The following is a 1,356-nucleotide window of genomic DNA, read 5'->3' on the forward strand; positions in this document are numbered from 1 at the left end:
CACCAACCGGGGACACACACCCAAGCACAAATGGCGCCTACATCGCTGCAGCTTCAGTTTACACTCGCATCTGGGGGAAAAGTGCAGCGGAATCTAGTCACAACCCTTTGCCTGCAGTCGCCGCGACTGTCCAGACTACGGTTACCGCCAACATCGGAGTTCAGCAATATACGGGCAAATTTAGTTTTCAGAATCCCTACCTGATATTAGACGACAAAAGGCGGTCTATCTTTTTTGAGAATCGGGGAAGCAGTACGGAAAACGGGGTACAATCGGCCTGCAAGTCCACAATAGCCGAAAGCAAGATTGGTTTTGAGGCAGGGGCAGAACCTTATGCGTGGAATCATGGCCGACAAGGCGGCAGTAAAAGTTACAGAATTGATGCCTCTCAGTGGCAGTTAGGTTTTGGGTACTGGTTTCGGTGGAACACATGGGGCAAACCGATCCCGACAGCAAATGATAATCATATAGGCCAGATTTATGATGAGTATAAGTTTGCAAATTATATGCGTCGGCAAGGGTCGACAGCCAGAATCGTTCCATGGAGGCTTCTCTGGGCACAGCTTCACCAAGTCTATCCTGATCTCAACCCTATATTGGATAATGCAGGGCACTTGAGTTACGGACATGGCCACGCAATGCCTCGTTACATGTACACGATCTATTCGGGGCGGTGCCCACTAGAAGTGAAACCATCCCCCATGACAGCGAATTGGCAAGCACAGAAAATAGGGTACGAAACAGCCTGGCGGGTTGGTCGTTGCCAGATGAGAGCCCCTGGGTTCAAGGTGATGCCCTCTTCCGTGAATGCCCACACGGTCACACCGACCACAGCCGAAACCATGTCGGTTCAGTTCATTCTTCCGCCGGAAAAGCCCGTCACTGTTCAGGTATCCGTTTCTAACGCAGCAGCGAATGTTCATCCCAAGTATCTGACCTTTACCCCAAGCAACTATGACACCGCGCAGTTTGTACATGTCCAGGGACTGCCGGGGGCATCAGCTTCGGAACCTTTCAATGTGCAGTTTGATACCGTTTCTGAGGACCTGGTGTATCATGAACTAAACGACTCCTGGAGCTACTCGACCGAACGCAGTTCTGTAGAAACGGTGACGGTAATCGACCAAGCAGACCGATCTCTCACCATTCCAAACAGAAATGCTACAATAATTCCTCTAAACGTGTCGGGCAGTGCGCCAAGCAACACGACTTTCTTCCATTCCCTCCACGGATCCATCAGCTGGTTCGGTGAAAACGTCATCTATACACCTGCGGTGGATTTTGTTGGAACTGAGAGTTTCTCATTTGCCGTCAATCAGAGCGGAACTCTCACAAGGGGGCACGTCACCATCACCG

At 50.8% G+C, this 1,356-nt stretch carries 1 protein-coding gene; it reads left to right on the forward strand.

Annotation, left to right across the window (positions count from 1 at the left end; translation table 11 throughout):
• Positions 1–107: 107 nt before the first annotated feature.
• Positions 108–1,356: Ig-like domain-containing protein (locus BSZ32_RS18645; protein ID WP_165788610.1), on the forward strand; the 1,249-nt coding region annotated here is incomplete at its 3' end.

It is taken from the genome of Rubritalea profundi (assembly GCF_002954445.1).
Taxonomy (GTDB): domain Bacteria; phylum Verrucomicrobiota; class Verrucomicrobiia; order Verrucomicrobiales; family Akkermansiaceae; genus Rubritalea; species Rubritalea profundi.